The sequence below is a fragment of the Methylobacterium pseudosasicola genome (genome assembly GCF_900114535.1).
In the GTDB taxonomy this organism is placed as follows: Bacteria; Pseudomonadota; Alphaproteobacteria; order Rhizobiales; family Beijerinckiaceae; genus Methylobacterium; species Methylobacterium pseudosasicola.
Genome location: NZ_FOTK01000058.1, coordinates 1 through 23,973, shown reverse-complemented (window position 1 = coordinate 23,973; position 23,973 = coordinate 1). Strand labels below are relative to the sequence as shown.

The 23,973-nt window shown below is 62.9% G+C and carries 27 protein-coding genes and 1 pseudogene; 14 read left to right on the top strand and 14 right to left on the bottom strand.

The genetic code is table 11. The features are described from left to right. Positions 1-305: pseudogene (locus BM228_RS30000) on the bottom strand (porin family protein); the annotation flags it as partial. 337 nt (positions 306-642) lie between these two features. Between BM228_RS30000 and BM228_RS34955 the strand changes: the two are divergent. The 3 genes from BM228_RS34955 to BM228_RS29990 all read left to right on the top strand — a co-directional run bounded on the left by BM228_RS34955 (position 643) and on the right by BM228_RS29990 (position 1,935). Further along, complete coding sequence (locus tag BM228_RS34955; RefSeq protein WP_092046418.1) at positions 643-903, top strand: hypothetical protein; 261 nt, start codon at positions 643-645, stop codon at positions 901-903. A gap of 132 nt (positions 904-1,035) precedes the next feature. Beyond that, positions 1,036-1,200, top strand: a complete 165-nt coding sequence (locus BM228_RS34950; protein ID WP_167367871.1) for a hypothetical protein — start codon at positions 1,036-1,038, stop codon at positions 1,198-1,200. A 447-nt stretch (positions 1,201-1,647) separates the two neighbouring features. Continuing rightward, positions 1,648-1,935: a hypothetical protein gene (locus BM228_RS29990; protein WP_092046416.1), complete on the top strand. Its 288-nt coding sequence runs from the start codon at positions 1,648-1,650 to the stop codon at positions 1,933-1,935. A 13-nt stretch (positions 1,936-1,948) separates the two neighbouring features. On the opposite strand, the gene BM228_RS29985 is transcribed toward BM228_RS29990, so the two are convergent. After that, entirely contained in the window at positions 1,949-2,392 is a 444-nt protein-coding gene (locus BM228_RS29985) for a DMT family transporter (protein WP_092046415.1), read from the bottom strand. A 128-nt stretch (positions 2,393-2,520) separates the two neighbouring features. Continuing rightward, the gene (locus tag BM228_RS29980; RefSeq protein ID WP_092046413.1) at positions 2,521-2,742 is read right to left on the bottom strand and encodes a DUF6894 family protein; all 222 of its coding nucleotides are present in this window, start codon (positions 2,740-2,742) and stop codon (positions 2,521-2,523) included. Positions 2,743-3,370: 628 nt separating this feature from the next. On the opposite strand from BM228_RS29980, the gene BM228_RS29975 reads away from it, so the two are divergent. Further along, complete coding sequence (locus BM228_RS29975; protein WP_425285022.1) at positions 3,371-3,577, top strand: hypothetical protein; 207 nt, start codon at positions 3,371-3,373, stop codon at positions 3,575-3,577. A 337-nt stretch (positions 3,578-3,914) separates the two neighbouring features. On the opposite strand, the gene BM228_RS29970 is transcribed toward BM228_RS29975, so the two are convergent. From BM228_RS29970 to BM228_RS29950, 5 genes are all read right to left on the bottom strand, one after another. Then, the gene (locus BM228_RS29970; RefSeq protein ID WP_092046409.1) at positions 3,915-4,358 is read right to left on the bottom strand and encodes a DMT family transporter; all 444 of its coding nucleotides are present in this window, start codon (positions 4,356-4,358) and stop codon (positions 3,915-3,917) included. 119 nt (positions 4,359-4,477) lie between these two features. Continuing rightward, positions 4,478-4,768, bottom strand: coding sequence for a hypothetical protein (locus tag BM228_RS29965; RefSeq protein ID WP_244537389.1), 291 nt, complete (start codon positions 4,766-4,768; stop codon positions 4,478-4,480). Positions 4,769-4,991: 223 nt separating this feature from the next. Then, positions 4,992-5,390 (bottom strand): hypothetical protein, encoded by a 399-nt coding sequence (locus BM228_RS29960; RefSeq protein ID WP_092046407.1) that lies wholly within the window; start codon positions 5,388-5,390, stop codon positions 4,992-4,994. Between the two features lie 75 nt (positions 5,391-5,465). Beyond that, positions 5,466-5,879 (bottom strand): phage holin family protein, encoded by a 414-nt coding sequence (locus tag BM228_RS29955; RefSeq protein ID WP_092046405.1) that lies wholly within the window; start codon positions 5,877-5,879, stop codon positions 5,466-5,468. Positions 5,880-5,946: 67 nt separating this feature from the next. Further along, on the bottom strand, positions 5,947-6,390 hold the full coding sequence (locus BM228_RS29950) for a hypothetical protein (protein WP_092046403.1): 444 nt from the start codon (positions 6,388-6,390) through the stop codon (positions 5,947-5,949). Positions 6,391-6,645: 255 nt separating this feature from the next. Between BM228_RS29950 and BM228_RS29945 the strand changes: the two genes are divergently transcribed. Continuing rightward, the gene (locus BM228_RS29945) at positions 6,646-7,155 is read left to right on the top strand and encodes a hypothetical protein (RefSeq protein WP_092046402.1); all 510 of its coding nucleotides are present in this window, start codon (positions 6,646-6,648) and stop codon (positions 7,153-7,155) included. Then, complete coding sequence (locus BM228_RS29940; protein WP_092046400.1) at positions 7,152-7,598, top strand: hypothetical protein; 447 nt, start codon at positions 7,152-7,154, stop codon at positions 7,596-7,598. The genes BM228_RS29945 and BM228_RS29940 overlap by 4 nt, the downstream gene beginning before the upstream one ends. 16 nt (positions 7,599-7,614) lie before the next feature. Here BM228_RS29940 and BM228_RS29935 read toward each other — a convergent pair whose 3' ends face one another. Together BM228_RS29935 and BM228_RS29930 are read right to left on the bottom strand one after the other, a co-directional pair. Then, a complete protein-coding gene (locus BM228_RS29935) occupies positions 7,615-7,869 on the bottom strand; it encodes a hypothetical protein (protein WP_208612130.1) in 255 nt (84 codons plus the stop codon). A 96-nt stretch (positions 7,870-7,965) separates the two neighbouring features. Then, positions 7,966-8,253, bottom strand: a complete 288-nt coding sequence (locus tag BM228_RS29930; RefSeq protein WP_092046398.1) for a hypothetical protein — start codon at positions 8,251-8,253, stop codon at positions 7,966-7,968. A 499-nt stretch (positions 8,254-8,752) separates the two neighbouring features. Here BM228_RS29930 and BM228_RS34945 point away from each other — a divergent pair, with 499 nt between their 5' ends. Then, positions 8,753-8,890 (top strand): hypothetical protein, encoded by a 138-nt coding sequence (locus BM228_RS34945; protein ID WP_167367870.1) that lies wholly within the window; start codon positions 8,753-8,755, stop codon positions 8,888-8,890. 17 nt (positions 8,891-8,907) lie between these two features. Here BM228_RS34945 and BM228_RS29925 read toward each other — a convergent pair whose 3' ends face one another. Continuing rightward, the gene (locus tag BM228_RS29925; protein ID WP_092046421.1) at positions 8,908-9,582 is read right to left on the bottom strand and encodes a hypothetical protein; all 675 of its coding nucleotides are present in this window, start codon (positions 9,580-9,582) and stop codon (positions 8,908-8,910) included. A 187-nt stretch (positions 9,583-9,769) separates the two neighbouring features. Between BM228_RS29925 and BM228_RS29920 the strand changes: the two genes are divergently transcribed. Both BM228_RS29920 and BM228_RS29915 read left to right on the top strand, forming a co-directional pair. Further along, positions 9,770-10,549 carry an SDR family oxidoreductase gene (locus BM228_RS29920; RefSeq protein WP_092046397.1) on the top strand — a complete coding sequence of 260 codons (780 nt, stop codon included), beginning with the start codon at positions 9,770-9,772 and terminating at the stop codon, positions 10,547-10,549. Positions 10,550-11,527: 978 nt separating this feature from the next. After that, positions 11,528-12,307: a class II aldolase/adducin family protein gene (locus BM228_RS29915; RefSeq protein ID WP_092046395.1), complete on the top strand. Its 780-nt coding sequence runs from the start codon at positions 11,528-11,530 to the stop codon at positions 12,305-12,307. A 400-nt stretch (positions 12,308-12,707) separates the two neighbouring features. Here BM228_RS29915 and BM228_RS29905 read toward each other — a convergent pair whose 3' ends face one another. Further along, positions 12,708-13,607: a LysR family transcriptional regulator gene (locus BM228_RS29905; protein WP_092046394.1), complete on the bottom strand. Its 900-nt coding sequence runs from the start codon at positions 13,605-13,607 to the stop codon at positions 12,708-12,710. A gap of 149 nt (positions 13,608-13,756) precedes the next feature. Here BM228_RS29905 and BM228_RS29900 point away from each other — a divergent pair, with 149 nt between their 5' ends. Then, complete coding sequence (locus BM228_RS29900) at positions 13,757-15,904, top strand: malate synthase G (protein WP_092046392.1); 2,148 nt, start codon at positions 13,757-13,759, stop codon at positions 15,902-15,904. A gap of 74 nt (positions 15,905-15,978) precedes the next feature. On the opposite strand, the gene BM228_RS29895 is transcribed toward BM228_RS29900, so the two are convergent. Then, the gene (locus BM228_RS29895) at positions 15,979-16,212 is read right to left on the bottom strand and encodes an EscU/YscU/HrcU family type III secretion system export apparatus switch protein (RefSeq protein ID WP_280142366.1); all 234 of its coding nucleotides are present in this window, start codon (positions 16,210-16,212) and stop codon (positions 15,979-15,981) included. An 884-nt stretch (positions 16,213-17,096) separates the two neighbouring features. Here BM228_RS29895 and BM228_RS34220 point away from each other — a divergent pair. The 4 genes from BM228_RS34220 to BM228_RS34215 all read left to right on the top strand — a co-directional run bounded on the left by BM228_RS34220 (position 17,097) and on the right by BM228_RS34215 (position 23,552). Next, positions 17,097-17,798, top strand: a complete 702-nt coding sequence (locus BM228_RS34220) for a hypothetical protein (protein WP_139234266.1) — start codon at positions 17,097-17,099, stop codon at positions 17,796-17,798. A 98-nt stretch (positions 17,799-17,896) separates the two neighbouring features. Next, positions 17,897-20,677 (top strand): glycosyltransferase, encoded by a 2,781-nt coding sequence (locus tag BM228_RS29890; protein ID WP_167367869.1) that lies wholly within the window; start codon positions 17,897-17,899, stop codon positions 20,675-20,677. Between the two features lie 78 nt (positions 20,678-20,755). Next, positions 20,756-21,688 carry an FkbM family methyltransferase gene (locus BM228_RS29885; protein ID WP_092046391.1) on the top strand — a complete coding sequence of 311 codons (933 nt, stop codon included), beginning with the start codon at positions 20,756-20,758 and terminating at the stop codon, positions 21,686-21,688. A 160-nt stretch (positions 21,689-21,848) separates the two neighbouring features. Then, positions 21,849-23,552, top strand: coding sequence for a glycosyltransferase (locus tag BM228_RS34215; RefSeq protein WP_139234265.1), 1,704 nt, complete (start codon positions 21,849-21,851; stop codon positions 23,550-23,552). A gap of 146 nt (positions 23,553-23,698) precedes the next feature. On the opposite strand, the gene BM228_RS29880 is transcribed toward BM228_RS34215, so the two are convergent. Continuing rightward, positions 23,699-23,973: transposase (locus BM228_RS29880; protein ID WP_208612129.1), on the bottom strand; the 275-nt coding region annotated here is incomplete at its 5' end.

The following is a 23,973-nucleotide window of genomic DNA, read 5'->3' as shown; positions in this document are numbered from 1 at the left end:
GGGGTGAACTGGACGTTGTAGCCGACCTGGGCGCCGCCGGAAAAGCCATCCTGGCTGCGGTTGCTGAAGGTGGCGGTGGTGCCGGGGGCGGCGTAGGGGAAGGGCACGCCGAAGGTCGAGTTGTTCGAGCGGCTGCTGGCGTCGAAGGCGTAGCCGGCGTTGATACCGAAGTAGGCGCCGGTCCAGGTGAACACCGGCACGGGGGTGAACACGGGCGGCGGGGCGGCGCGGCGCGGCAGGTCGGCGGCGGCAGCTGCGCCGGTGAGGGCGGTAAACGCGGCCAGGGAGGCGAGGAGCTTGGTCATGTGGGGAAATCCAGGGCGTGACATCTGACGCCATGACTACCAATCCGTCGCCAGAAAAGCTGTAGTTTTACGGACACACCGCCCGGCCATGACGCGGCGCAGCATAGTAAACCATCGGTAAATATCTTCGGTCCGCCAAGCATCATTCGGGCAATACTGAGCCGAGCGCGACAACGCCGCGGCCGAACATCGGTTGCGCGGGGGGCCGCGATCGAGGCGCACCTGTGGCCGAAGGGCGACAGCGCCGCCCCCCCGCTTCCGAACGCGGATGTAACCCCGCGACCCACCATGCGTTCACGGGAAGCCATGCCCCGTTGGGCAGCTCGATGGAGGCTCCATGCGCGCATTCCTCACCGGCGCCGCCCTGCTGGTCCTCGCGACCGCCGGCGCGGGCGCCCAGCCCTATGACGAGCGGCGACCGCCTCCACCCCCCGGCGCAGATCTCGATCGGCCGCCGCCACCGAATCGGCTCCGCCCGCCGCCGCCCGAGGCCGATGACGACGGCATGCCGCCGCCCCGTCGCCGGGGACCGCCCCCACCGGATGACAACGACGATGAGGACGATGACGCCCCGCCACCCCGGTCGGATCGCCTCTGACGCCTGCTGGGAGCGCACGTATCCGCACTCTTCGCGCAGCCGGCGTTCGCATTCCGTACCCACTGTGACCCGGGAGCGGCAGCCGCCCGCCGGAGCCTCTGCTAGACACGTCGGCGTCCCTGGATGCCGCTCATGTCCACTCGACCGCTCCTTCGTCGTGTTGCCCTGGTCCTGGCGCTGATGGGCGGCCTGTTGGCTCTGGCGGACGTCGTCGCCCGCAGAGAGCTGAGGCAGGCCGCCGACGAGTCCTTCGGGCGCAGCGGCACCATCGCCCATACCGCCGAGGCCACCGAGTAGGGGCCCGTCGATCCGACCGCGAAGACAAAAAAGGCCACCCCCGAGGGGGCGGCCCGAAGTCTTGGGAGGAGACACCCTTGGGAAGGGCGGCAGGGCCGCGACGCCATCGCGATCCCGCGCGGCTGACTTAGGGGCGACCGATACGGCCGACAACCGCCCGGATGCGGCCGGTTCGTGCATAGGGGGAGCTGTTTTCCCCGCAGGTGCGCTTCCACACCATGGCTCCGCGCCGTCGCTGAGCACCGACCGGCGCTTCGCGGCCGATGCGAAGCCCCGGGCCGCGTCCGTGAGCTGGAGCGCCCGCCGACGACGTGCGCACCGATCCGGCGCAAGCGGGCGTCGTTTCCGAATCAGAACCAAGTGCCGGGCTCCGCCGTTGATGCCGGCGAGACCGGTCGAGGGGCGATCGGTGCCGAGCCCGCCCTCCCTCACCGGTGCGAATCTCCGATGACCCGTCCGCGCCGCGTGGGCCTGCCCTGGTACGCCCCGGAGCATTACGAGGCGCTCCGAGCCGGCCTCGCCGACGGGGCGAAGCTGCCCCCGCATTACGAGACCTGGCGGATCGCCACCGAGCAGATGGAGCGCGAGGTGCAGCGCAGCGGCGTCGCAGTCGTGCGCGTGCCGATCGAGCCCGAAGCCTTCGCGACGTGGTGCGCCCGCACCGGCACGGCGGGGGACGGCCCCGGACGTGCCCGGTACGCGGCCGAGGCCGTCGCCGAGAGCGACCCGGCTTGAAAGCCGCCGCCGATCAGAACAGGGCCACCATCGCCACGCCCACGGTCATCAGGACGGCGCCGAGGATCCGCCACAGGCTCGCCGGGTGCACGGCGAAGCCGACCCATCCGTAATTGTCGAGCACGATCGAGGCGGCCACGCCTACCGTCACGATGATGCCGAGGAACGACGCGGCACCGATGGAGGGCGACGCGTAGAGCTGGGCGAGGATCAGCAGGACGCTGAGGAACCCGCCGAGCCAGGCCCACCAGGGCACCTGCACCAGCTGTTGCCCGCTCGGCATCTCGAGCTTGCCGATCGCCAGTCCGCCGACGAGGAGGGCGGCCGTGCTGATCAGCAGCGTCAGCAACGCGGCGGTGATCGGCAATCCGAGGGATTTCGACAGCGTCGCGTTCTGGCCGGGCTGGACCGCGTTCGCGAGCCCGGCGAGAATTGTGAGTCCATAGAGATACCACATGCTCCATCAGTCCCCGAACCTGCGGCCAAGATCCGCCGCCGGGCCGGGCATTTTTGACGCGCCCCCGGCCGCGGACGGCCTATCGGCCGAGGCGGGCTTCTCGATCCGGCGGATGGGGGGCGCGGATCCTATTTCTTGATCGGCAGGCGCCCGACCGACAATCCGGACGCGTCTCGCACGACGATCGTCCAGGCCTCATCGGGATCGGCGGCGGCCAATTCATCGGCCAGCTCGCGGATCACGCTCCGGGCCTCGGTCAAGGCCTCCTCCAAGCCGTCGGCCTCGACGCCCTCCTCGTCACGGATCGACTCCTTGCCGTTCTCGATGTCGAAGTAGAAGCGTTCAGCCACTTAGAACGTCCCCCCTGATCGAAGCCCTCCGGGGAGAGCCCATGCATTCGGCTACGTAGTGCGTAACGGCACAGCAGCATTCAAAAACAACGATAAACCTTAAAATATCTCAAACCTGAATTCGCCGGCCGAGTTGCAATTATGTCGAGATTTTGGCGAGACGATCCATTAAAGCTTTTGGCGATCGCCTTCCGAACCAAGGCCCAAAGGCCCGCTGAGGTGGCGCTCCTTGCTTGGGGCACTTGCCATGTCGACGTGTGATAAACCGGATTCTGCCAAGAGAACCGAAGCGGCTTCAGACAGTAAAGACAAGCTGCGCAACCATATCCGTCGCGTGTTGCTGTGTATCAAGACACAAGCTGGACAGAATAAATCGACCTCCTGAAGGGGAGACCGCGACGCGTCATCCGGCGGACGACTTGCGCCGGATGGCACCGAGACCGGGTGGGCCAGTTCCGCGGCGGCGCGTGAACACGGGGATACTGCGACGCTTTGCGGCACAACATCCTGTCGGTCGGCGGCTTGCTGTGGCGCGCCTGCGCTGGCGCGGAGCGCCGCCGGGCGGCATCGTCGCGCGATGGAGAAACCCGGAATCCCGACCTGCGAAGTCTCCGTCGAGGGGGCCTGGGTGGCCATGACGGTCGATGAGGCGCAGGCTCGCCATCGCGATGCCCTCAAGCGCTGTCCGGCCTGTTTCGGGCGGTTGATGATCCAGGGCGGTTACACCGCGGTGCGCCGCTCATCGCTGTCGCATTTCCGCGTGCACGATGGCTGCCCGCTGATCCCGCGCCACTACAAGGGCGAGCCGAAACCCCACCCGGCGGCGATCGGATAGGGCGCGACCGAACATCATGGGTTTCCAAAGGGCCTGTGGCCCTTGAGCGGGGTCCTCAGGGGCGGAGCCCCTGAGATGTGCAGGTCTCTGCCCGGCCCCCCGCAAACAATCGACGCCCTTTTGAAATCCTGACTCGGCGCCGGACCGTCGCGACGATCGAGGCGGCGCTATCGGCCGCGCAGGAAGAAGAACCAGATCAGGATGAGGACGGGGATCGGCACCCCGATCAGCCACAGCAAACCACCCGTCAGCATCGCGTTCTCCTTGTGCGTGTATTGGCCAACCCCGCACAGGTGGGCGTGTTCCGGCCGGTGCCGGCCGTCGCGCCGCGTCTCGGTCAGAAGGCGGCGACGAGGGCGACGCCGGCGACCATCAGGACACCGCCGAGGATCCGCCACAGGCTGGCGGGATGGGTCTCGAAGCCGACCCAGCCGAAATGGTCGAGCACGATCGAGGTAACCACGCCCGAGGTGACCAGGAGGCCGAGGAACGGTGCCGCCCCGATCTGACGCGCCACGATGAACTGGGCCAGGATGATGCAGCCGCCCAGGATGCCGCCGAACCACCCCCACCACGGTACGGCCAGCGCCTGAGTCGCGGTCGGCCAGGCGAGCTTGCCGGAGAGGAGGCCGACCACGAGGATGCAGGTGGCGGTGCCGGCCGCCACCACGAGGCCGGCGGTCAGCGATTCGGCCAGGCCCTTCGAGAGCGCCCCGTTCTGCCCCGCCTGGACGGCGTTGGCGACGCCGGCCAGCAGCACGAAGCCGTAGAGATACCACATGGGTCGATCTCGATCTGTAACACCGGTTCGGTGGGCGGTCGGGACGGGAGCGTCACGCGACCGCCAAGGGCTTCGCGTCCCGCCGCGACGCGTGTTCCGACACCGATCCGCAGCGCGCGTCAGGCCGCGCCGTCGGGCTTGGGTCCGGCGGCGTCCAAGCGCTCGGCCAGTTCCTGGACGACCTCCTGCACGAGGGGCGGCCAGGGCACGTCGTTGTCCTGAAGCAGCCGGGCGGCGCTCACCAGGGCGGTGAATTGCTCCGGCGAGATCGCGCGACCCATGATCTGCGCGGCCAGCATCTGCTCGGCCAGCGCCGTCGCCAGACGCAGGACCTCGGGCATCTTGGTCGTCTTGGGATCCGTCTCCGCGTCCATCCCGGGGTCCATCTCGCCGGGGTCCATCTCGATCATGCGGGGTCCCCTTCGCCTCCCAGACGCGTGCCACCGAAGTGGATACCGGTTCGGCGGCAGTCGTGTTCCCTGATCGAGCGAAAGCCGCGCCCGATGACCGTACGATCCGGCGCGGATTGAAAGTCTCCTTTTCGAAAGACCTCATCGTTCTCGGATCGAGAACCAATACTCGACCGGTATCCGCGGCGGCCGAAGGCGCCCGGGCTTGAAGAGCCGAGGGGCGCTACTTGGTGATCCGCACCGAGACGGGATCGCTCCCGGGGAAACTCTCCTCCAGGCCTTCGTCGAGCCGCGCCTGCATCCGGTCCGGCTGGTTCTCCGCGAGGTCCCGATCCGCTGCCGCATAAGAGGCGGCCGGACGCCGGCGCACCGACCGGACCACGTCGTAGACCAGCAGGCCGAGCCCGGCGGCGATCAGGAGGGCCGGCACCGGGTTCACGCGCACATCCGCGACGAAGCGCTCGACCACCTCGCCGGCGGCCTGTCCCGACCGCTTGAGGTCGGCGAGATCCCGGGGGATGCCGGGCCCCTGGAAACGGGATTGCAGGTCGCCCAGCGTGCGATCCAGCCGCCCGCGGCTCGCCTCCACATCCTGCTCGAGTTCGTCGGCTGCGTTGCTCATGGTGTCCTACGTTCCGTCACAGCATCACCGCGGAAGGCGGTTTCCGGCCTTCGGAATGATGCACGATCCTGGGTCTCACGCATCGTCCCGGATATCGGGTCCGGGACGATGCGTGAGAACCCGTGCGTCCTGCCTGATCTGCCGTCCCGTCCGGGTCGGCTCAAGGCCCGCCAGCGACGCCCTGCTCCGCCCGTAGAGCCCCAGCACCAGCGCGAGCAGCAGGAAGGTGCCGCCCACGATCAGCGCCGCCAGGGCGTCCGACTGCACTAGGACCGCGATGCCCTTCACCAGGGCCAGGAGCAGGGTGAACAGGCCGGCGATGGCCAGGACCGCCGCCGCGAGCAGCAGGCCGAGGCCCAGCGAGATCCGGTGGACGCCCTGCGCCATCTCGGCGCGAAACAGAGCCAGCTCGTCGGCGACGAGGTCGCGCAATTCGCGCACCGCATCGCCCACCAGGGTCGGGATGCTGCGTATGCCGGGTTCGGCCATCCTGTCCTCCGGGTTTGCGCGTCGCCGACGCGGGGCGGTTCAGCGGGAGACGGCGTCGCGGCCGCGCTCAGATATCCGGCGTCGGCAGGACATCGACCGGGACCAGGGCCCGGGAGCGCGGGACCGGCCGGATCCCGGGTGCGTTGATCAGCCGGTAGAGCGCGAAGCCGGCCAGCATGGCGGCGGCCGCGGTTAGAGCCGGACGACGCCGGGCCGCGGCCTGGACCTCGTCGTACATCTCACCGAAGGAGCGGCGGCCGATATCCTCGGCCAGCCCGTCGACCCCGAGGGCGGCCTGATCGAAGAAGGCTTTCAGCTGCGGCAGCCCGTCGAAGCCGGCGCCGGTATCCCGGATCGCGTCGCCGACATCCGAGACGACGCGGGCCGCATCCGCCTGACGCTTGGCCGCGTAGCCCCGCGCCTGATCGCGCAAGGTATCGGCGAACCCGCGCGCCGAGTCCTGATCCGAACCGGCAGCGGTCGGGCCGTGATCCTGGGCACCGTTCCGCATCAGGCTGTTCCTCCCGGGTCATTCCGTCTGAGGGAAGCCGGCAGCGCTGCATACAGTTCCGCGGTTGGCAGGAAGGTCGGGCCTTCCGGTGTCGCGGATGCCTCCGCCGCGCTCCGATCAGGACGCCTGAATTCCAGCATCGTGTGTAGCCTGTGTTAACAAACCCCCACCTGGTGGACTTGTTTTTAACGCTTTGTTAATCATTACGATCAGTTTAATCGTCTCCAAGGTCTACCGACAGGGAGAGGACACCCCGTGAGCGAGCTGCAGCGGCTGTTGAACGATCCGCGCTTCCGCACCGCCGACAAATCGAAGCGCGAGCCGAATGCCGCCCCCGAGGCCAATCTCGGCAACGTCCTGCGGGTCGTCTCCTCGCTGAACGAGCAGACCCAGCCGCCGACGCCGCAATCAATGCCGCAGGATTGGGATGCGCTGATCCACCGGGTGCAGGCGGCGGCCCGCCAGGCGCGCGAGATCGAGGCGCAGGCCCGGGAGCGCGAGGAGCGGATCGAGCACGTGCTGGAGCGGGTCCGCGACGACATCACCGCGTCGAACGAGCGCGCGCGGATCGCCGAAGTTCAGGCGCGGGATGCGCAGGTTCGCGCCGAGGCGCAGGTCATGGCCGCCGAAGAGCGCGCGAAGTCTGCCGAGGCCCGCGCCCGGGCCGCGGAGGAGCGCGCGCGGCACGCCGAGGAATGGCTGGCGCGGGTCCAGGATGCGATCATGTCGGAGTTCTCGGACCTGACCGATCAGGCCGCCGCATGAGCAGCAGCCCGGCCCGCGCGCACGCGCTGCCCCCGGAGAGCGAGCCGGTCGACCGGGTGGTCGCGCTGTTCTCCGGAACCGACAGCGCCGCGGCCGCGGAGGACGAGGATTGGTCGGCCTCCCTGCTGGCCGTCCGGGGCGTCGCGGCCCGGGTCCGCGAGATGCAGAAGCGCGCGCGGGACTCGGTCCGGGAGGCGCAGCGTGCCGTGCGGGACGCGGACGCGGCGGCGCGGGCGGCCGAGGACCGGGCCCGCCATGCCGAGGCGACGATGCGCGAGGCGGTCGCCCGCGCGGAACGCGCCGAGGAGCAGACCCGCTTGGCGGCCGAGCGCGCCGACCGGGCGGAAGCCCGCGCCACGGAGGCGCATATGTGGCTGCGGCGCATGCACGAATGCATGGTCAGCGAGTTCGGGACGCTCGCCGCCGAGCCGACCCGGCCCTGACGCGGCCGCGCCGGGATCACGAGGCCGCCGGAGCGGCCACCACGTCGACCGCGTGCTGCGCCCAGGCATAGGGCTCGATATGGCCGTGATACACGGCGATCTCGAGCTGCAGGTTCCGGACGCATTCCTCCGACAGGTCCGCCAGGATGTCGTAGCCGTCCTCGTCGATCGCCGACCGGATCGCCACGAAAGGCCGCTGATCGTCGTAAGTGACCAGCACTTCCTGCTCGGCATAAGGATCGAGCGGGTTAATACAATAATGGGCCGGCATCTGCCTTTGCTCCCCAGATGATGTCACCAGCATGCCTCTAGATCCCGGTTGTAACAGCCCGATGAAGAGTGCCGATTGCCGTGACGACCCCGCACCTCACAGGGCAGGCCGCGCCTCGCCTTCGCCGGTGAGGCGCTCGGCCCCGACCGGCGCCGGGACGACGGGGCAGGGGCAGGGGACCGGGAACTCCGCCCGGAGGGCCGAGAGCGCCGCGCGGATCGCCATCCGCACCGAGCGCGACGCGTTCCGGGCCTCGGCGCGCAGCTGAAGCTGCTGCAGCTCGTGCCGGAGGACCCGCCGCCTCGGATCGCCGGGCAGGCCGTAATCCGCGGTGAGCAGGCTCAACAGCTGACGGCCGAACGGATCCGCAAGAAGGGTCGCCATGAAGCCATCTCAACGCAGTACAGGAATCCGCCAATAGCGAACTGTGTTATATCGCTCGGTATAAACCGCTGATTGGCGAGTCCATAGCGCGGATGCTAGACGAAGATTACTGACTTGCGTAACCCCCGCGCTGGTCAGTACCGGCGAGGCGGGAGGGGGAGCTTTGCTCGCCCGCTTCGCCGGTACCCCCGGCTCAACCGCTCCGGGAATCTGGCGCCACGGCCCGAGCGGGCAGGGCGCTCGCAGAGCCTGCGCCGCCGACGCGCCTTCGATTTCCCCATCTCCGCCGTCCAACGACACGGACCGCCGCAGCGGGGACCGGGGATGCCGCATGCCTGCGCCGCGCCGCCGGCCCCGATCATGCGCGGGATTGCTTTTCTGCCCCCGCGATGACGGGACAGACTGTCAAAACGACCGATTATCTTAATGTCAAACCAACACTTCCCGGCGATGATTACGACATTCGGGCAATTCGAAACTGTCGATCGCGCAGGCCGCCGTGACCCTCAGCCTCGTTCTCAGCATCACCGCGCCGCTCCTGACCGGCGTCGCCGCCCTGCTCTGGGCCGGGTTCGTCGCCCCGGCCCTGGACGAGATGCCGGACGCCACGCCGCCCCGCGACCTGCGCACCTGGTGATCCCGCCGCGGGCCCGTTCAGGGCATGCGGCGGATCCCGGTGATGTTGTCCGGCGAGAGATCGGCCGCGAGGCTCCGGTGCGGATGGGTGTCGGCGGTCCGCACCCAGGTTGGCGCCGCCCTGCGGTCGGCCGGGCCCGTGGCGGCGGCCTTCCGGTCCGGCCAATCCTCGATGCGCAGGGCCCGGGCCGGCTTCTGATCGCCGCAGCCGTCGCAGACCGAGACCAGCCACGATTGCCAGAGGCCGTCGGTCTTCTCCTGCGCCGAACGCGCCTGCTCGCGATGCGCGGAGGCCAAGTGCAGGGTGTCGAGGTCGGATTGCTGCGAGGGCGCGGCCAGGGTCCGAAGCTCGTCGAGCTTGACGTCGCTCTTGCCCACGGCCGGGGCGGCCGAGGAGGTGGTGCCCGGCAGGGAGCCGGTGGTGCCGGGGTCCGGCCGGCAGCCGATGCAGATCCGGGTGCTGATCGCGGCGTCCGCGGCCTGGCGCGGCGTCCGGCGCTCGATCGGCTTGGTCGCGGCGGGACTGGCGTCCCGGCTCGGCGGCTTGGTCTGCCCGAGCGCCGTGGTGTTCGGCGCCTTCTCGGTGGTGAGCGGATCGCCGCCGGTTCCGGTGACGGCCGGCTGCGCGACGGCCAGTCCGGCCGAGACGATATAGAGCAGGACTCCGACAACAGGAGCTCTTAGTGTCGTCATGGTCACCTCCATGACTGGTCAATCGCGCACGTCGCATCGGGTTCAGTAATTCTTCCGGATGATTCGACAGATCAGCCGCCCGTTGTTGCGGATCTCGCGGGCCGGAGCCCGGGTGCCGCCCGCACGCCCGGCGCGTTATCACTCCCGCCGACGCCCTTGCGGCGCGGGTCAATTCTCGGAGGCATCCATGGATCTGGGTTTGAGCGGGCGCCGGGCGCTCGTATGCGCGGCCAGCAAGGGTCTCGGCCGAGGCTGCGCCCTGGCGCTCGCCCGCGAGGGCGTCGCGGTGACGATCACGGCCCGGACCGCCGAGACCCTGGAGGCGACCGCCGAGGCCATCCGCCGGGAGACCGGCGCCGCGGTGACCGTCGTGGTGGGCGACATTGCCACCGAGGCCGGCCGGGACGCCGCGCTCACCGCCTGCCCGGAGCCCGACATCCTGGTCACCAATGCCGGCGGGCCGCCCCCGGGGGATTTTCGCGACTGGGACCGCGACGCCTGGATCCGGGCGCTCGACGCCAACATGCTGGCGCCGATCGCCCTCATCAAGGCAACGGTCGACGGCATGATCGCGCGAAAATTCGGCCGGATCGTCAACATCACCTCCGGGGCCGTGAAGGCGCCCATCGCGCATCTCGGCCTGTCCAACGGCGCCCGCTCGGGGCTGACCGGCTTCGTGGCCGGCCTCGCCCGCCAGACGGTGCGGCACAACGTGACGCTCAACAACCTCCTGCCCGGCCCGTTCGACACCGACCGGATCCGCAGCAACGCCGCCGCCGGCGCCGTCAAGGCCGGCACCAGCGTCGAGGCCTTCCTGGAAGCGCGAGCGCGCGACAACCCCGCAGGCCGCTTCGGCCGCCCGGACGAGTTCGGCGCCGCCTGCGCGTTCCTGTGCAGCCAGCACGCCGGGTTCATCACCGGCCAGAACCTGCTGATGGATGGCGGGGCCTATCCCGGGACGTTCTGAGCGGGGGTTCGGCTCCCCCATCCCATCCATCCCCCTCATCCTGAGGTGCCGCGCAGCGGCCTCGAAGGAGCCCTCCAGGGATCGCGCGGCTGGCTGAAGGGCTCCTTCGAGGCCTTCGCTCCGCTTCGGCACCTCAGGATGAGGGGGTTGGTTCGGGGAGACGTGGGTCTCACCGGCGTTCGACACAGTTCATCGGCCCCGCGCGGAAAACCGCCGAGGGCATGGCCCAAGAACCCAGTCGCAACCGGGGTGACGCGGGACGCCGCGAAGCCCGAACGCAACGTTGCACAAAGAGCCGGCTTCCCGGCGTCCCGCGGATCGGAGGCCCCGCCGCCAACAGGCCGGCCGGGTCACCGCATCCGTCTTTTCGTCCGGTGTCCGTCACGCGGGAACCCGCCTGCGCTAAGTTCCAGTCCCGAGGTGCTCATCGCCCCTCAGCGCTTCCGAGCGAGCCTTCGTCGCACGCCCCCTCGTAGTAGAGAGCGCCGCAGAACCGCCGCACCGCCCAGGACAGGGTCGCCCTCTGGCCTCTGAGCAGCCTTTGGCATTTCCTCCGCCGGCCGCCGCCCAGCCCGAGCCGGGGGGTGTCGTGTTCCCGCGCCCGGGCCTGCCGCAGCCGACGGCAGACGCAGGCACCGGCCCACCGCCGCCGACCCGGCGGCTGACCGGACCGGCGCCCCGAGACGTCTCACGACGCGTCGCGGCGGGCGAGAGACCATGAGCACAAAATAGGAACATTGTCAAGGAACGGGCCGAAAAAGGGTTCCCAAAGGGCAAGCCCTTTGGCGGGGTTCGGGGCGGAGCCCCGAGACACCAGGGCTCCGCCCTGGACCCGCACAAGGTCCCGGACCTTGTGAATCCCGGACTCCATCGACCAAATGGCAGCCGCCTCAGGGGCCATCGGTGCCGACGCATTGCCGGCCACCGGCCTCTGGTGCACCCTGTCGGCGATCCCGCCCCCCGGCCAGGAGCCGTCTCATGATTGCAGCTGCCGCCCATTCCACCGCCCCGGACCTGGACGCGATCCAGGCGATGCGCGTCGATCTGGCGGCGGCCTACCGGCTGATCCATCGGCTCGGGCTCGACGACAGCATCTACACCCACATCTCGGCGCGGCTGCCGGGGGAGGGCCACCGGTTCCTGATCAATCCCTACGGGCTGCGCTTCGAGGAGGTGACGCCGCAAAACCTCGTCACCGTCGATATCGACGGGCGCGTGCTCGAGGATCCGATGGGGCTCGGCATCAACCCGGCCGGCTTCACAATCCACAGCGCCATCCACGCCGCACGCCACGACGCGATCTGCGTGCTGCACACCCACACGGTCGCGGGGGTCGCGGTCTCGTGCCAGGAGGAGGGGCTGCTCGCCCTGAACCAGTGGTCGATGCAGTTCGCCGGCCGGCTCGCCTATCACGCCTATGAGGGGATCGCCCTCGACCTCGACGAGCGGGCGCGGCTGGTGGCCGATCTCGGCGACAAGCCCGTCATGGTCCTGCGCAACCACGGCCTGCTGACCTGCGGCCGCTCGGTCGGCGAGGCGTTCAAGCTGATGCACAACCTGGAGCGCTCGTGCCGGGCGCAGCTGGCGATCCAGGCCGCCGGCGCGCCGATCACCCGCCCCTCCGCCGCCATCGCGACCAAGACCGCCGGGCAATACGCAGCCGGCTACGATCGCATCGCCGTCCAGGGCGCACCCGACAACGAGTGGGCGGCGTTCAAGCGGATGCTGGCCCGCACCGATCCGGATTTTGCGCAGTGAGCCGGCTACGGATGGCCGGGTGAGGGCAGGGGACGTCGTCCGTGACGGGCGGAACGCGCGCTCCTCCCCCTTGCGGAGAGGAGTTGGAGGTGGGGGTGGTGCAGGAGGCACTGCTGCGCCCGATCCGGCACCACCCCCACCCCTGACCCCTCCCCGCAAGGGGGAGAGGAAAACGCGCGTCCCTTCAAGCGCTTGAAGCCAATGAGGCGTGCGAACATCGGCGTGTGCAGGCCCGAACGCGCCCCCTCTCCCGTGCGGGAGAGGGTTGGGGTGAGGGGCCAGGTCTTTCCGGAGAGGTCGCACCCCTCACCCTGTCCCTCTCCCGCACGGGAGAGGGGACCCGCGCCTCATCCGGCGTCGTACGAATCCGGCCGCCCGCCGATGAGCCGGGCAGGGCGCCTCACGGCTCCGGCCAGGCGGCGCTCGATCGGTAGGAGCGCTTCAGAAAGTCGATGAAGGCCCGGGTCTTGGCCGGGACGAAGGCGCGGCTCGGATAGACCGCGTAGATGCCCGCCGGGGCCGCCGCCGTGTAGGCGGGCAGCACCACCTCCAGCAGGCCGCTGCGCAGCTCCGCGTGCACGTCCCAGGTGGAGCGCAGGGCGATGCCGAGGCCGCCGATCACCGCCTCGCGCACCACCTCGTTGGAATGGGTGCGCAGGGGCCCGGCGGCGCCGACCGTGCAGGGCCCATCCGGCCCGACCAGCCGCCAGGGGTTCTGGTTCTCGGTGGCGAGGCAGACATGGCCGCGCAGATCGTCGGGGCCCGCCGGGCGCCCCGCTGCATCAAGGTAGCTCGGGCGCGCACAGAGGACCCGCCGCACCGGGGCGAGGCGCACGGCGGTGAGCCCGGAACTCTCCAGGGTGCCGACCCGGATCGCGAGATCGTAGCCGCGCTCGACGATCGGCTCAAAATCGTCGCTGAGCTCCAGGTTCAGGACGAGGTCGGGATGGAGCGCGAAGAAGGCGCTCAGGTGCGGGACGATGTGCAGCCGGCCGAACGAGCTGGGCGCCGTCACCCGCAGGGTCCCGCGCGCCCGGGAGGCCCGCTGCGACACCAGGGTCTCGGCCTCCGCGATGGCGTCCACGATCGGGGCGATCCGCTGGAAGAATTCCTGGCCGACATCGGTGGGCGCCACCCGCCTTGTGGTCCGGTGCAGCAGCCGCACCGCCAGCCGCTCCTCCAGCCGCTTCAGCCGCTTCGAGACCACCGCCACCGATAGGCCGAGCTCGGACCCGGCCTGGGTCAGGCTGCCGGCCCGGACCACCCGGGCGAAGATCTCCAGATCGCTGTGGTCTTGCATGGATCCGCATTCTTAACGCCGCGGAAAGAATCAAATCCCTTTTGGCGCCTTTTTCGCGCGAGCCAAGGGTTCTATCGCTGGGTCATCAAAGATTCTTCACGCGCCGCTCAAGTTTTTCTCAAAAGCGTGCGCCAGCCCAGGGGATCGCCATGTCGGGCCTCGTCGTCGCCGAAGACCTCCGCCGCTTCCTGTCCGAGGAGGCTTTGCCCGGAACGGGCGTGGACGCGGAAAACTTCTGGTCGGGCTTCGCGGCGATCCTCCGGGATCTCGCGCCGCGCAACCGGGCCCTGCTCGACCGGCGCGACGGGCTCCAGGCCGATATCGATTCCTGGCACCGCGACCGCCGGGGCGTGCCGCACGACCCGGCCGCCTACGCGGCGTTCCTGGCCGAGATCGGCTACCTGCAGCCGGAGCCCGATTCGGTGCGGGTCACCACCGCGAACGTGGATGCCGAGATCGCCGAGATCGCCGGCCCGCAGCTCGTGGTGCCGATCTCGAACGCGCGCTACGCCCTCAACGCCGCCAACGCCCGCTGGGGCAGCCTCTACGACGCGCTCTACGGCACCGACGCGATCCCGCAGGACGGTGACCTCGCCCCCGGCCAGGGCTTCAACCCGGCCCGCGGCGCCGCCGTGGTCGCCCGGACCAAGGCGTTCCTGGACGCGGCCGTGCCCCTGGCCGGGGGCACCTGGGCCGAGGCCGCAGGCTTTGCCGTGACCGCGGGCGCCCTCGCTGTCGATCTCGGCGGCGGCCGAAGCGCCGCCCTACGGGACGGCGCCGCGCTGGCGGGTTTCTGCGGCGCCGCGCAGGCGCCCGAGACCCTCCTGCTGCGTCATCACGGCCTGCATATCGAGATCCGGATCGACCGGACCAGCCCGATCGGCCGCACCGACCCGGCCGGCATCGCCGACGTGGTGCTGGAATCCGCCCTCTCGACCATCATGGACATGGAGGATTCGGTCGCCGCCGTGGACACCGCCGACAAGGTCGCGGTCTACCGGAGCTGGCTCGGCCTGATGCGCGGCGACCTCGTCGCGCACCTGCCCAAGGGCGGCCGCACCCTCGAGCGGCGGCTCGCCGAGGACCGGACCTACACGGCCCCCGACGGAAGCAACCTGACCCTGCCGGGCCGGTCGCTGATGCTGGTGCGCCATGTCGGGCACCACATGTATACCGACGCCGTGACGCTGGACGGGGCCGAGATCCCCGAGACAATGCTCGACGCGGCGGTGACCGCGCTGATCGCGCTCCACGATCTCAGGAGCACCGGCCCGCTCCGCAACAGCCGCGCCGGCTCGGTCTACATGGTCAAGCCGAAGCTGCACGGCCCCGACGAGGTGGCGTTTGCGGTAGAACTGTTCGGCCGGGTCGAGGCGCTGCTCGGGCTGGCGCCGCGGACCCTGAAGATCGGTGTGATGGACGAGGAACGGCGCACCAGCGCGAACCTCCGGGCCGCGATCGCCGCCGCCGCCGACCGGCTGTTCTTCATCAACACCGGCTTCCTCGACCGGACCGGCGACGAGATCCACACGGTGATGGAAGCCGGCCCGGTGGTCCGCAAGGATGCCATGAAGGCCACCGCCTGGATCCGAGCCTACGAGGACGGCAACGTCGATGCCGGGCTGGCCTGCGGGCTCCCGGGCCACGCGCAGATCGGCAAGGGCATGTGGGCCGCCCCCGACCGGATGGCGGCGATGCTCGCCGCCAAGGGCGACCACCCGGCGGCCGGCGCCAACACGGCCTGGGTCCCGTCCCCGACCGCGGCGACGCTCCACGCGCTCCACTACCACCAGACCGACGTGCGCGCCCGCCAGGCGGAGCTCCGCGACCGGGCGCCCGCGACCCGGGCCGCCATGCTGACGCTGCCGCTCGCCACGGAGGCGTTCGCGCCGGAGGCCGTCCGGGAAGAACTCGACAACAACTGCCAGGGCATCCTCGGCTACGTGGTCCGCTGGATCGACCAGGGGGTCGGCTGCTCGAAGGTCCCCGACATCCACGATGTCGGGCTGATGGAGGACCGCGCCACCCTGCGCATCTCCAGCCAGCACATCGCCAACTGGCTCCGCCACGGGATCGTCGACCGCGCCCAGGTCGCCGAGGCCCTGCGCCGGATGGCCGGCATCGTCGATCGCCAGAACGCCGGCGATCCGGCCTACCGGCCGATGGGCCCGGATTTCGACGGGCCGGCCTTCCGGGCCGCGGAGGCGCTGGTCTTCGAGGGCGCGGCCCAGCCGAACGGCTACACCGAGTTCGTGCTGCACCGGTTCCGCCGGGAGGCGAAGCGCGGCCAGGCCTGACGCCTGGGAGCACCGGAGCCCCGCCCGATCACGCTTCCGATCGGGCGGGGCTCTCGGCGTTTGGTGTGACGCGCTCAGCGCTTCTTGCGCGTCATCACGTAGACGAGGAGGTTGGCGACCGCGCGGTAGAATTCCGCCGGGATCGCCTGGTTGATCTCGACATTGTCGTACATCGCCCGGGCCAGGGTCTTGTCGACCACGATCTCGATCCGGTGCTTCTCGGCGATCTCGCGGATGCGCAGGGCGAGTAGGTCCTTCCCCTTGGCCAGCACCATCGGGGCGTCGTTCTCGGACTGATCGTAGCGCAGCGCGATTGCCTAGTATGGCCTCCTACATGCTGCCCCGACGATAAGCCCACCACCTACCTACAATCAAAAAACCATTTCTTCACAGCGTCTTAGGCCAGCATAGGCTACCATAGTCGGCGATCCTGGTGAAGCGTAATTTGGAGCGTTTTTTGGGGCTAGTGTGACCGATTGTGACCAGACCACGAAGATAGGACGGACCGAACGAAGGCTGATCCCACATTCTCTAGACGGCAGAACGGGCACCGAACCGATCATAGGAGTAAGCATCAGCCGACGATCAAGAGCCGGGCCCAAACGGTAGGGAATCGCGCTGTGATGCTGCTTTTACGATCCGTCACTACCAAGAATGGGTACGCGAGACCGTCAACCTAAATCCCGGTGTCGATCCCAATCACGGATGGCGGCACACTTGGAAAACGCGAGCGCTCGGAGCGGGAATCGAGGAACGCTTACGTGACGCCATAACGGGGCACCGTGTGGCATCAGTGGGCCGGCGATACGAAATGCCGGGACCAAACATCTAGCACCGCACAACCGCAACGCACCGAGCTGAAAGCCCAGACGACACCGACCGATTTGCTCCAAACTCGGTCGACGAGGCTACCGGGGAACATCAAGCACAATTCCATCGGATTGAGGAATCAGGCCGAAGCGGCCTTCGGGCTTGCAAAATCCCCAGAAGGCGGTCTACGCACGCCAAAGTTGAAAAGGGCGTCTGCGCAGGACGCCGCTAACGGCAAAAAAACGGGCATCAAATGACTTTTTATAAAAATCTAAATTGAACCTCAAAACTATCCGCATCGAATTCTACAACATAGCGGCGACTTGAACGTACCTGCACAAAATATATCTCATCCGAGTAAGAGCAGCAGGAAGCATCGTTGATGTTCAAAACAATCATAGACCTACTCAGGCTTGGAGATCGCGACCGCAACAAACAAATCCTTCCGCAACAAAGCTTCCGCTTTGATCCAGAATGGTACAAATCGCACTATATCGATGTCGAAAAAGAAGGCATCGATCCCAAAAAACATTATATTTTACATGGCGTATACGAAGGTCGATTTCCAACGCGCGAATCGTGGATTCAATCACAACCCCATTTAGACCAAGGAATCTCAGAATACTTAGTCAGAGCCATCTTCGAGCATGTTGCAAGTAGAAAACTTGGCCAAGATGAATTAATAGAGTACGCAACCCGTACAAGAAGCGATCCAAAATCGTTGGCTGAAATTGTAAAAATAGCGGCAGATCAATCTAAAGCGGAGGTAAGCGGATCTCTGGTGCGACAGGCAATAAAGAATATTTCTATTAGGAACGTCAACCTGGATTCTGCCTTCGAAAAGCTCAAGCCCGTTACGGTTGCGTATAGCAATATTGACGCATTAGAGGAGCACAAAAGTGAATCAGATAGGCTCCAAAGCCAATTCGAATTACTAGACCGCCTGTCATCGAACGAGGGTCTCGAAGGCGGTCATCGCAAAATTAGTAGTATTATAGACAATGATGGAGCTGCATACCCTGACATAAAAACACGCGCGCAAGCGAAAACCGCTTCGGCCGACGCATTTCTTTCCCAACGCTAACCAACTCAATCGAACCAGCGTAACACAAAATGAAAATTGTCGTAGATCTACAAAGCTGCCAGTCCGGGAGTCGCTTAGGCGGCATCGGAAGATACTCAATGGATCTCTTGAAGGCGATGATACAGCAGTCGCCAGACATCGAATATAATGTAATATTAAATAATAACATTACGGGATTGATAGAGGAGATTAAATCTGAACTTCTTCCGCACCTCCCAGTGGATAAGATATATCAATTTGGAACCTTTGATAATAGTTCCTACAACGATAACAACCACAACCGCACCGTGAGTGCAGAATTACTCAGAGAGAAGTTTATATGTGATCTTAATCCTGACGTTTTACATATAACCAGTTTGATTGAGGGACTAAGCGACAACGTCGTAACCTCAGTGGGCCGGCTAGAGGCAGGGTACCCTACAGCGGTTACGCTCTATGACTTAATCCCAGCCAAGTTCCCCCAGTCATATTTACAGAACAATACAGCGCGCCAACATTATATCGAAAAGGTCAACTATCTTAGAAAGGCTGAGTTGCTCCTGGCGATTTCCGAGTATTCGAAGACCGAATTTTATGAATTCTTCCCCGACTACCGGGGGAGCATCGTAAACGTGCGCGGCGGTGTCGATAGTAAGTTTCGACATATCGAATCCGAGACAGTTGAATACCGATTTTTTGCAACAAAATACGGATTACATAAGTTTATATTGTACACGGCGAGCTACGACGAGAGAAAAAATCAGCGCAAGCTGATCGAAGCTTATAGCTTGCTTTCCTCAAAGATTAGGGAAGAGTATAAGCTAGTTTTCATCGGGAATGGATGGCCAGAGATATACAAAAATCTGCGTTTATATGCCACCGAGCTCGGCCTAAAGTCAGACCAAATCGTATTTACAGGGCATATTTCAGAGCATTTACTCATCGAGTTGTACTCTCGATGTTCTTTATTTGCATTCGTGTCATTGGCGGAAGGATTAGGGCTCCCAATCTTGGAAGCAATGGCTTGCCACGCCCCGGTTATTGCCTCCAATACGACCTGTCTGCCAGAAGTTGTAGATAATCCAAACGCTCTGTTCGACCCGCGATGCGCCAGAGATATCGCAGATACCATAACAAGAGTACTGGGGAGCGAACTGGAGGCAGAAAAGCTGATAGCACATGGATCGGCTCAAGTGGCCAAATTTACTTGGGATCAGAGCGCCTCGGTCGCTCTTAGGGCCATCCATTCAATCGTAAACGGATCACGTCCTTACCAAGTCCGGACATTAGATGCGAGAAGATCCCTCTTTGAGAAAGTACCGGCGAAACTTAGCCGAGAGGAAAAGGGAATATTGTCACGTATAGTTACTAAAAACGAAATAGAAACAGACACAAATTGGGCCACCGAAGCAGATTTCAAGCTGGGTTGGGTATCAACTTGGAATAGCAAGTGCGGCATAGCGACGTACTCCGAACATATTACAACACATTGCGACCGTCACGTCGTTCCAATTGCACCCTTCAACCAGCCGCGAGAACTCTCCGAATTAACTCGGACTCTTAATCGCGGGTGGAACATCGACGATAATGCCGATCTATCGGGTATACTCCGAATTATTAAGCAGAAAAAACTCGATGCATTAATGATTCAAGTGAATTATGGATTATTTAAGTTCCCGAGCTTGGCGTCGCTAATTCACGCTCTATTTGCTGAACAGATACCCACGTTCGTCACTTTCCATTCGACAGTGGATCCAAAGGCATCCGGTAATACGAACAGACTAGGAGCCTTATCAAAAGCGCTTGTTCTTGCCGATAAGATCTTTGTGCACTCAAAGAACGATATTGACCGCCTAAAGCGGATCGGTGTGTCTAAAAACGTCTCATTGTTGCCACATGGTATGAACTCGTTCGAGTTGCTAGATCGTCTACCGCCAGCACATTCTAGATCTGTCGCCGCCTACGGATTTTTTCTCCCTAACAAGGGATTCCGAGAACTGATAGAGGCCGCCGCTATAGCTGAAGCTGCGAACCAACCTTTCAATTTGATACTAGTTTGCAGTAATTACGGTGACGATGCTGGGATTTCAACCTCAGAAATCCAGGCGGCGCGTAATTTAGCTAAAGATTTGGGCATATCCGGCAAAGTTGACTTTGTAACCGAATTCCTAAGCGATGAAAGAAGCGTTGAGCTACTTAGCTTCGCAAATTTGATTGTTTACCCTTATCAGCAGAGTGGCGAGTCCGCGAGTGGCGCAGTTCGCTTCGGTATAGCTGCGGGTCGCCCTGTCGCGGTGACCCCTTTGTCTATTTTCGATGACGTTTCATCGCTGACTCATACCTTGCCGGGAACAGACCCGCACTCTTTACAATCCGGCATCAATGATCTCTTGCAACAGATAGAAACTAACGCTGAGCCTGTGAGAAGCACAACACGTCGAGCCGAGCAATGGAGGAAGAACTCCGATTATAGACATATCTCCCATTACATAATGAGGCAGGTTCGATTGAGCCTGGCTCGGAATTGGATTGAATTCGCCAAGCCGCCGATAGCAACGTTGCCGACGCAGGCCGGCACAAAACTTGGCGACCGCATTAGATCTACTGGCAGCGAAGGGGTCGTCGTTTATGGCCCATATATTGAAATTCCATCTGGGATGTATAAACTTGAACTTTATTTAGAGAAACTCCATCTGCAAGATGAAAATTGTTCCATAAAGATCACTTCCGACTTTGGAACAAACAGTATTCTCAACTTTAGTATCACATCCGAAACTACACCTGTAGTATCGGAGATGTTTTTTACCGAGACTCCGTTGTCCAATGTCGAGGTAGTTGTACATTGCTCCGACGGAAGTATAATCGACGTCTTTGGCTATTGCTTGTATCGTAGATTATAAAGGGCTTTCTTACCGGAATATATCTATCTGATTCTCACCCATACGCTGACTTAAAGCTGGAATACGACGGAGATAAATGTGAATAAAGTCTACGAGCAGTATGTCCACTCTTTGGGTATGACGTACCTGTTGCACGGAAAGCCATACGATGAAACTGTTTCGTCGTTCCCTCGTTTCGATCAGATATGGAATCTCTCGGCTAAGCAGTTGGTCACTCGGCTCGCCGAGGGGGTAAAGCTTCGTCTTAACGGGATCTCTCAGAGCATGGGCGCATTGATCACCCTAGAGGAGGTGACTAGCCTCGACGTCGGGGGGTTTGAAATCCTTATACCGATTTTAAATCAACAAGGATGTGATTGGTACAAGAATGTTCCCATATCAAATTATGACTTCGTAGCAGAGCAGAAACTGGGCCTTCTCCGCGACGCTCGAGTGATTTACGACTTTGGCGGCCATCACGGTGTCTGGTCTGCATTTTATTCTAAACTCCCAAGGCTGATTGAGGCGGTCTATACCTTCGAGCCGTCCATTATCAATGTGGAGATTGCACAGCTCCTTATGCTAATCAATGGCATCACGAATGTCGTGATCAATCCCACGGCAATTAGCGTCAAAGTGAGCGAAGAAAAGCTCAGCTCAGATGGGCTATTGGTTGATTATATCGATACACCACTTCCTCTGTCGGATTTAAAAACTGCGATGTGGCAGAAGGCTGACTTTATTAAAGTTGATATTGAGGGTTTTGAGTATGAGCTTATAACTGGTGCCGAGTGGATTTTTTCAGCATGTCGGAATATGCATTTAGAGCTGCACATACCGCATCTTAAACAGCGCGGACTCGATTACCGATCCGTATTTAATAAAATTCCGTTTGATAAGTTTGATGTATATTGGTTGCAGGGATCTACATTTACTGAAGTTGGTCCGGGCAGCCAGCTTGAAGGTTTTTGCACCCTACTCCTTAAAGGGAAGCTCGGCGGTGGGCAAGTAAGTGCTATCTCCAACTATTGAGGCGCTAAAGGCTTCCCGCACCCATTATATGTCACGCCGGCCGAAGATACCAAATTCGACAACGCGCAGTTCCGATAGAATTCCAAGATAATTCTAGCAGTATTCAGGGCGGGGCTCCGTGATGCCTTAGTCCGCCGGAAGCAATGGACGAGAGCGCATTATGAAGAGTCACGCTCGCGCTGATGAGGACGCTAAAAACCGTTATGGCGCAGACTATGCGACAGAATTCTGCGATTTAATCCAAACTTTCGCCGCGACAGCTTCTACCTTTTTAGAATGGGGAAGCGGAGAAACAACGAAGCTTCTTTGTCAAATTGCTGAAACACGCCCAGCACCATTCGTGCTTACGATCGACCACAATTTGATATACCAGAAAACGGTTGCGGAGTTGTTGCCTAGATACGAATTTCTACATCTTCGTTGCTTCGACCTTCAGGGTCCGTCATATTGCCAAGCCGATACCTTTCCTTCTTATTCCTCTTACCCGAAAACGCTAGGTCTCACGTTTGACGTTGTCCTCGTTGACGGCCGTCGCCGCGTCGAGTGCGCTCTAGTAGCGTTTCAAATTTTGTCTGAAAATGGCATAGTTTTACTTCATGATTATCGCCGAACTCGGTACGCCCCGATGATGTGCCTTTTCGAAACCGTATACGCGGGAAATCAATTTTTAGTTTTGCGCCAAATGAAAAAACTGCTTTGCTGTAATACTCGGTCGTCTTTCACGATGCGCCGTCGTTATGCAGTTGCAGTTACAGTTCGAGGTGAGCGAGCACAGCGCGAGTTTGATTTGACGCACACGTTCACCAAGCAATACGCTGCAAGTATCGAGGCTGACTTTTTTGTTGTGGGTGAAAATTCGAGCCTTCCGGTTCATCGCTTGAAGAGCGTAGCGGCTGAGTTGCTGCACACTTATGACAGGCTGTTACTCTTAGATGCGGATGTCGTGATACGCCCGCAAGCACCGAATATCTTTGATGTCGTGCCAGACAATATGTTAGGCGCATATCCGGAGGGGCTATTTTTCCCTCGCAAGGACTGGTGTTCCGAGCTGAATGTACTATATGAACTCACTGATCCCATTCAAGAACACGAGTATTTCAATAGCGGAGTTTTGGTCATAAGTCAGCAGCACGTGGCTCTACTCGAGTCCTTAGGAACAGACGTCGTCTTTGGGCACCCTCAGTTTGAACAAGGCTTCTTAAATATCAAACGCAAGTCGGCAAACATTCCACTTTACGCCCTGTCTCAGGACTTCAATTTTATACCGAATACGTCGGTTCAACCAACCGATTGGCGTTACGCTTTCTTTTATCACTTGGCTGGTTCGGGCAAAGGCAAGCGATTACATACTAGAGTTTGGTCAATTGCTGATGAGTGGCCCATGACTTATACCAAGCGAGATCTAACCGCAGCGGACACTCGCGTGACCTTGATTCGAGAGGTTTGCCTTCAGATAGTAGGGGTTGAATGCAAGGTGTTTGACGCTTCTGATTTCTACTATAACGACAGTCAAGCCTTTCCTTTGATAAATGCCGCTGGCGTGCTAATTGCTCGGTTTCCTGAAAAGAAATGCAGCGGTTTCCTGGAACTTGCGGTGTTCGGTCCATACTGTGATCTAAGAAGTGGGCGGTGGCGCTTACAGTATTTTGACCCTGATGGAGTAGGGCTATATTTTCCTTCCGCGGAACTAGAGGTGTCTTCTTCTGCGACGGAGACGATTATAATTTCCCGGCGCCCTTGGCCCGAAGATGGTATTTTCGAGTTTTACGTTGAGGAAAAAATAATTGGCGTTGAGTTTAAAATATTTCGCAGAGGGCAGGGAGTGGATTTTGAGAATGTCCGTCTCACTAGAGTTGCAGACTGACTTTCTAGGGCCTTTTCGATTTACGGAATTCGAGTACATCCGTGCTCGCGCGGCTTGAATCGTTGGAATTAGGCGGTCGGGCTCGCGTGTGATTCACTAGCTGGGCTTACGAGGAAGGATCGCCATGCCTTTAGAGCGGCATCCGATCAGGTTGCGTCGTATCCTGCAGCGGCAAGGTAGGCTCGACATTCAGCTGGCGCGAAGCAGGTTAGGCTGCGCCGTATGGCATCCCAGAGGTCTGGGATAGTTCGCGCCGCTGCACTGCGCAGCAGCGCCTTCAGCTTCGCGAAGGCCATCTCGATCGGGTTGAAGTCGGGCGAGTAGGCCGGGAGGTAGAGCAGCCGGGCTCCCACCGCCTCGATCCGCTCGCGGACGCCGCTGACCTTGTGGGCCGGCAGATTGTCCATGACGACCGTGTCGC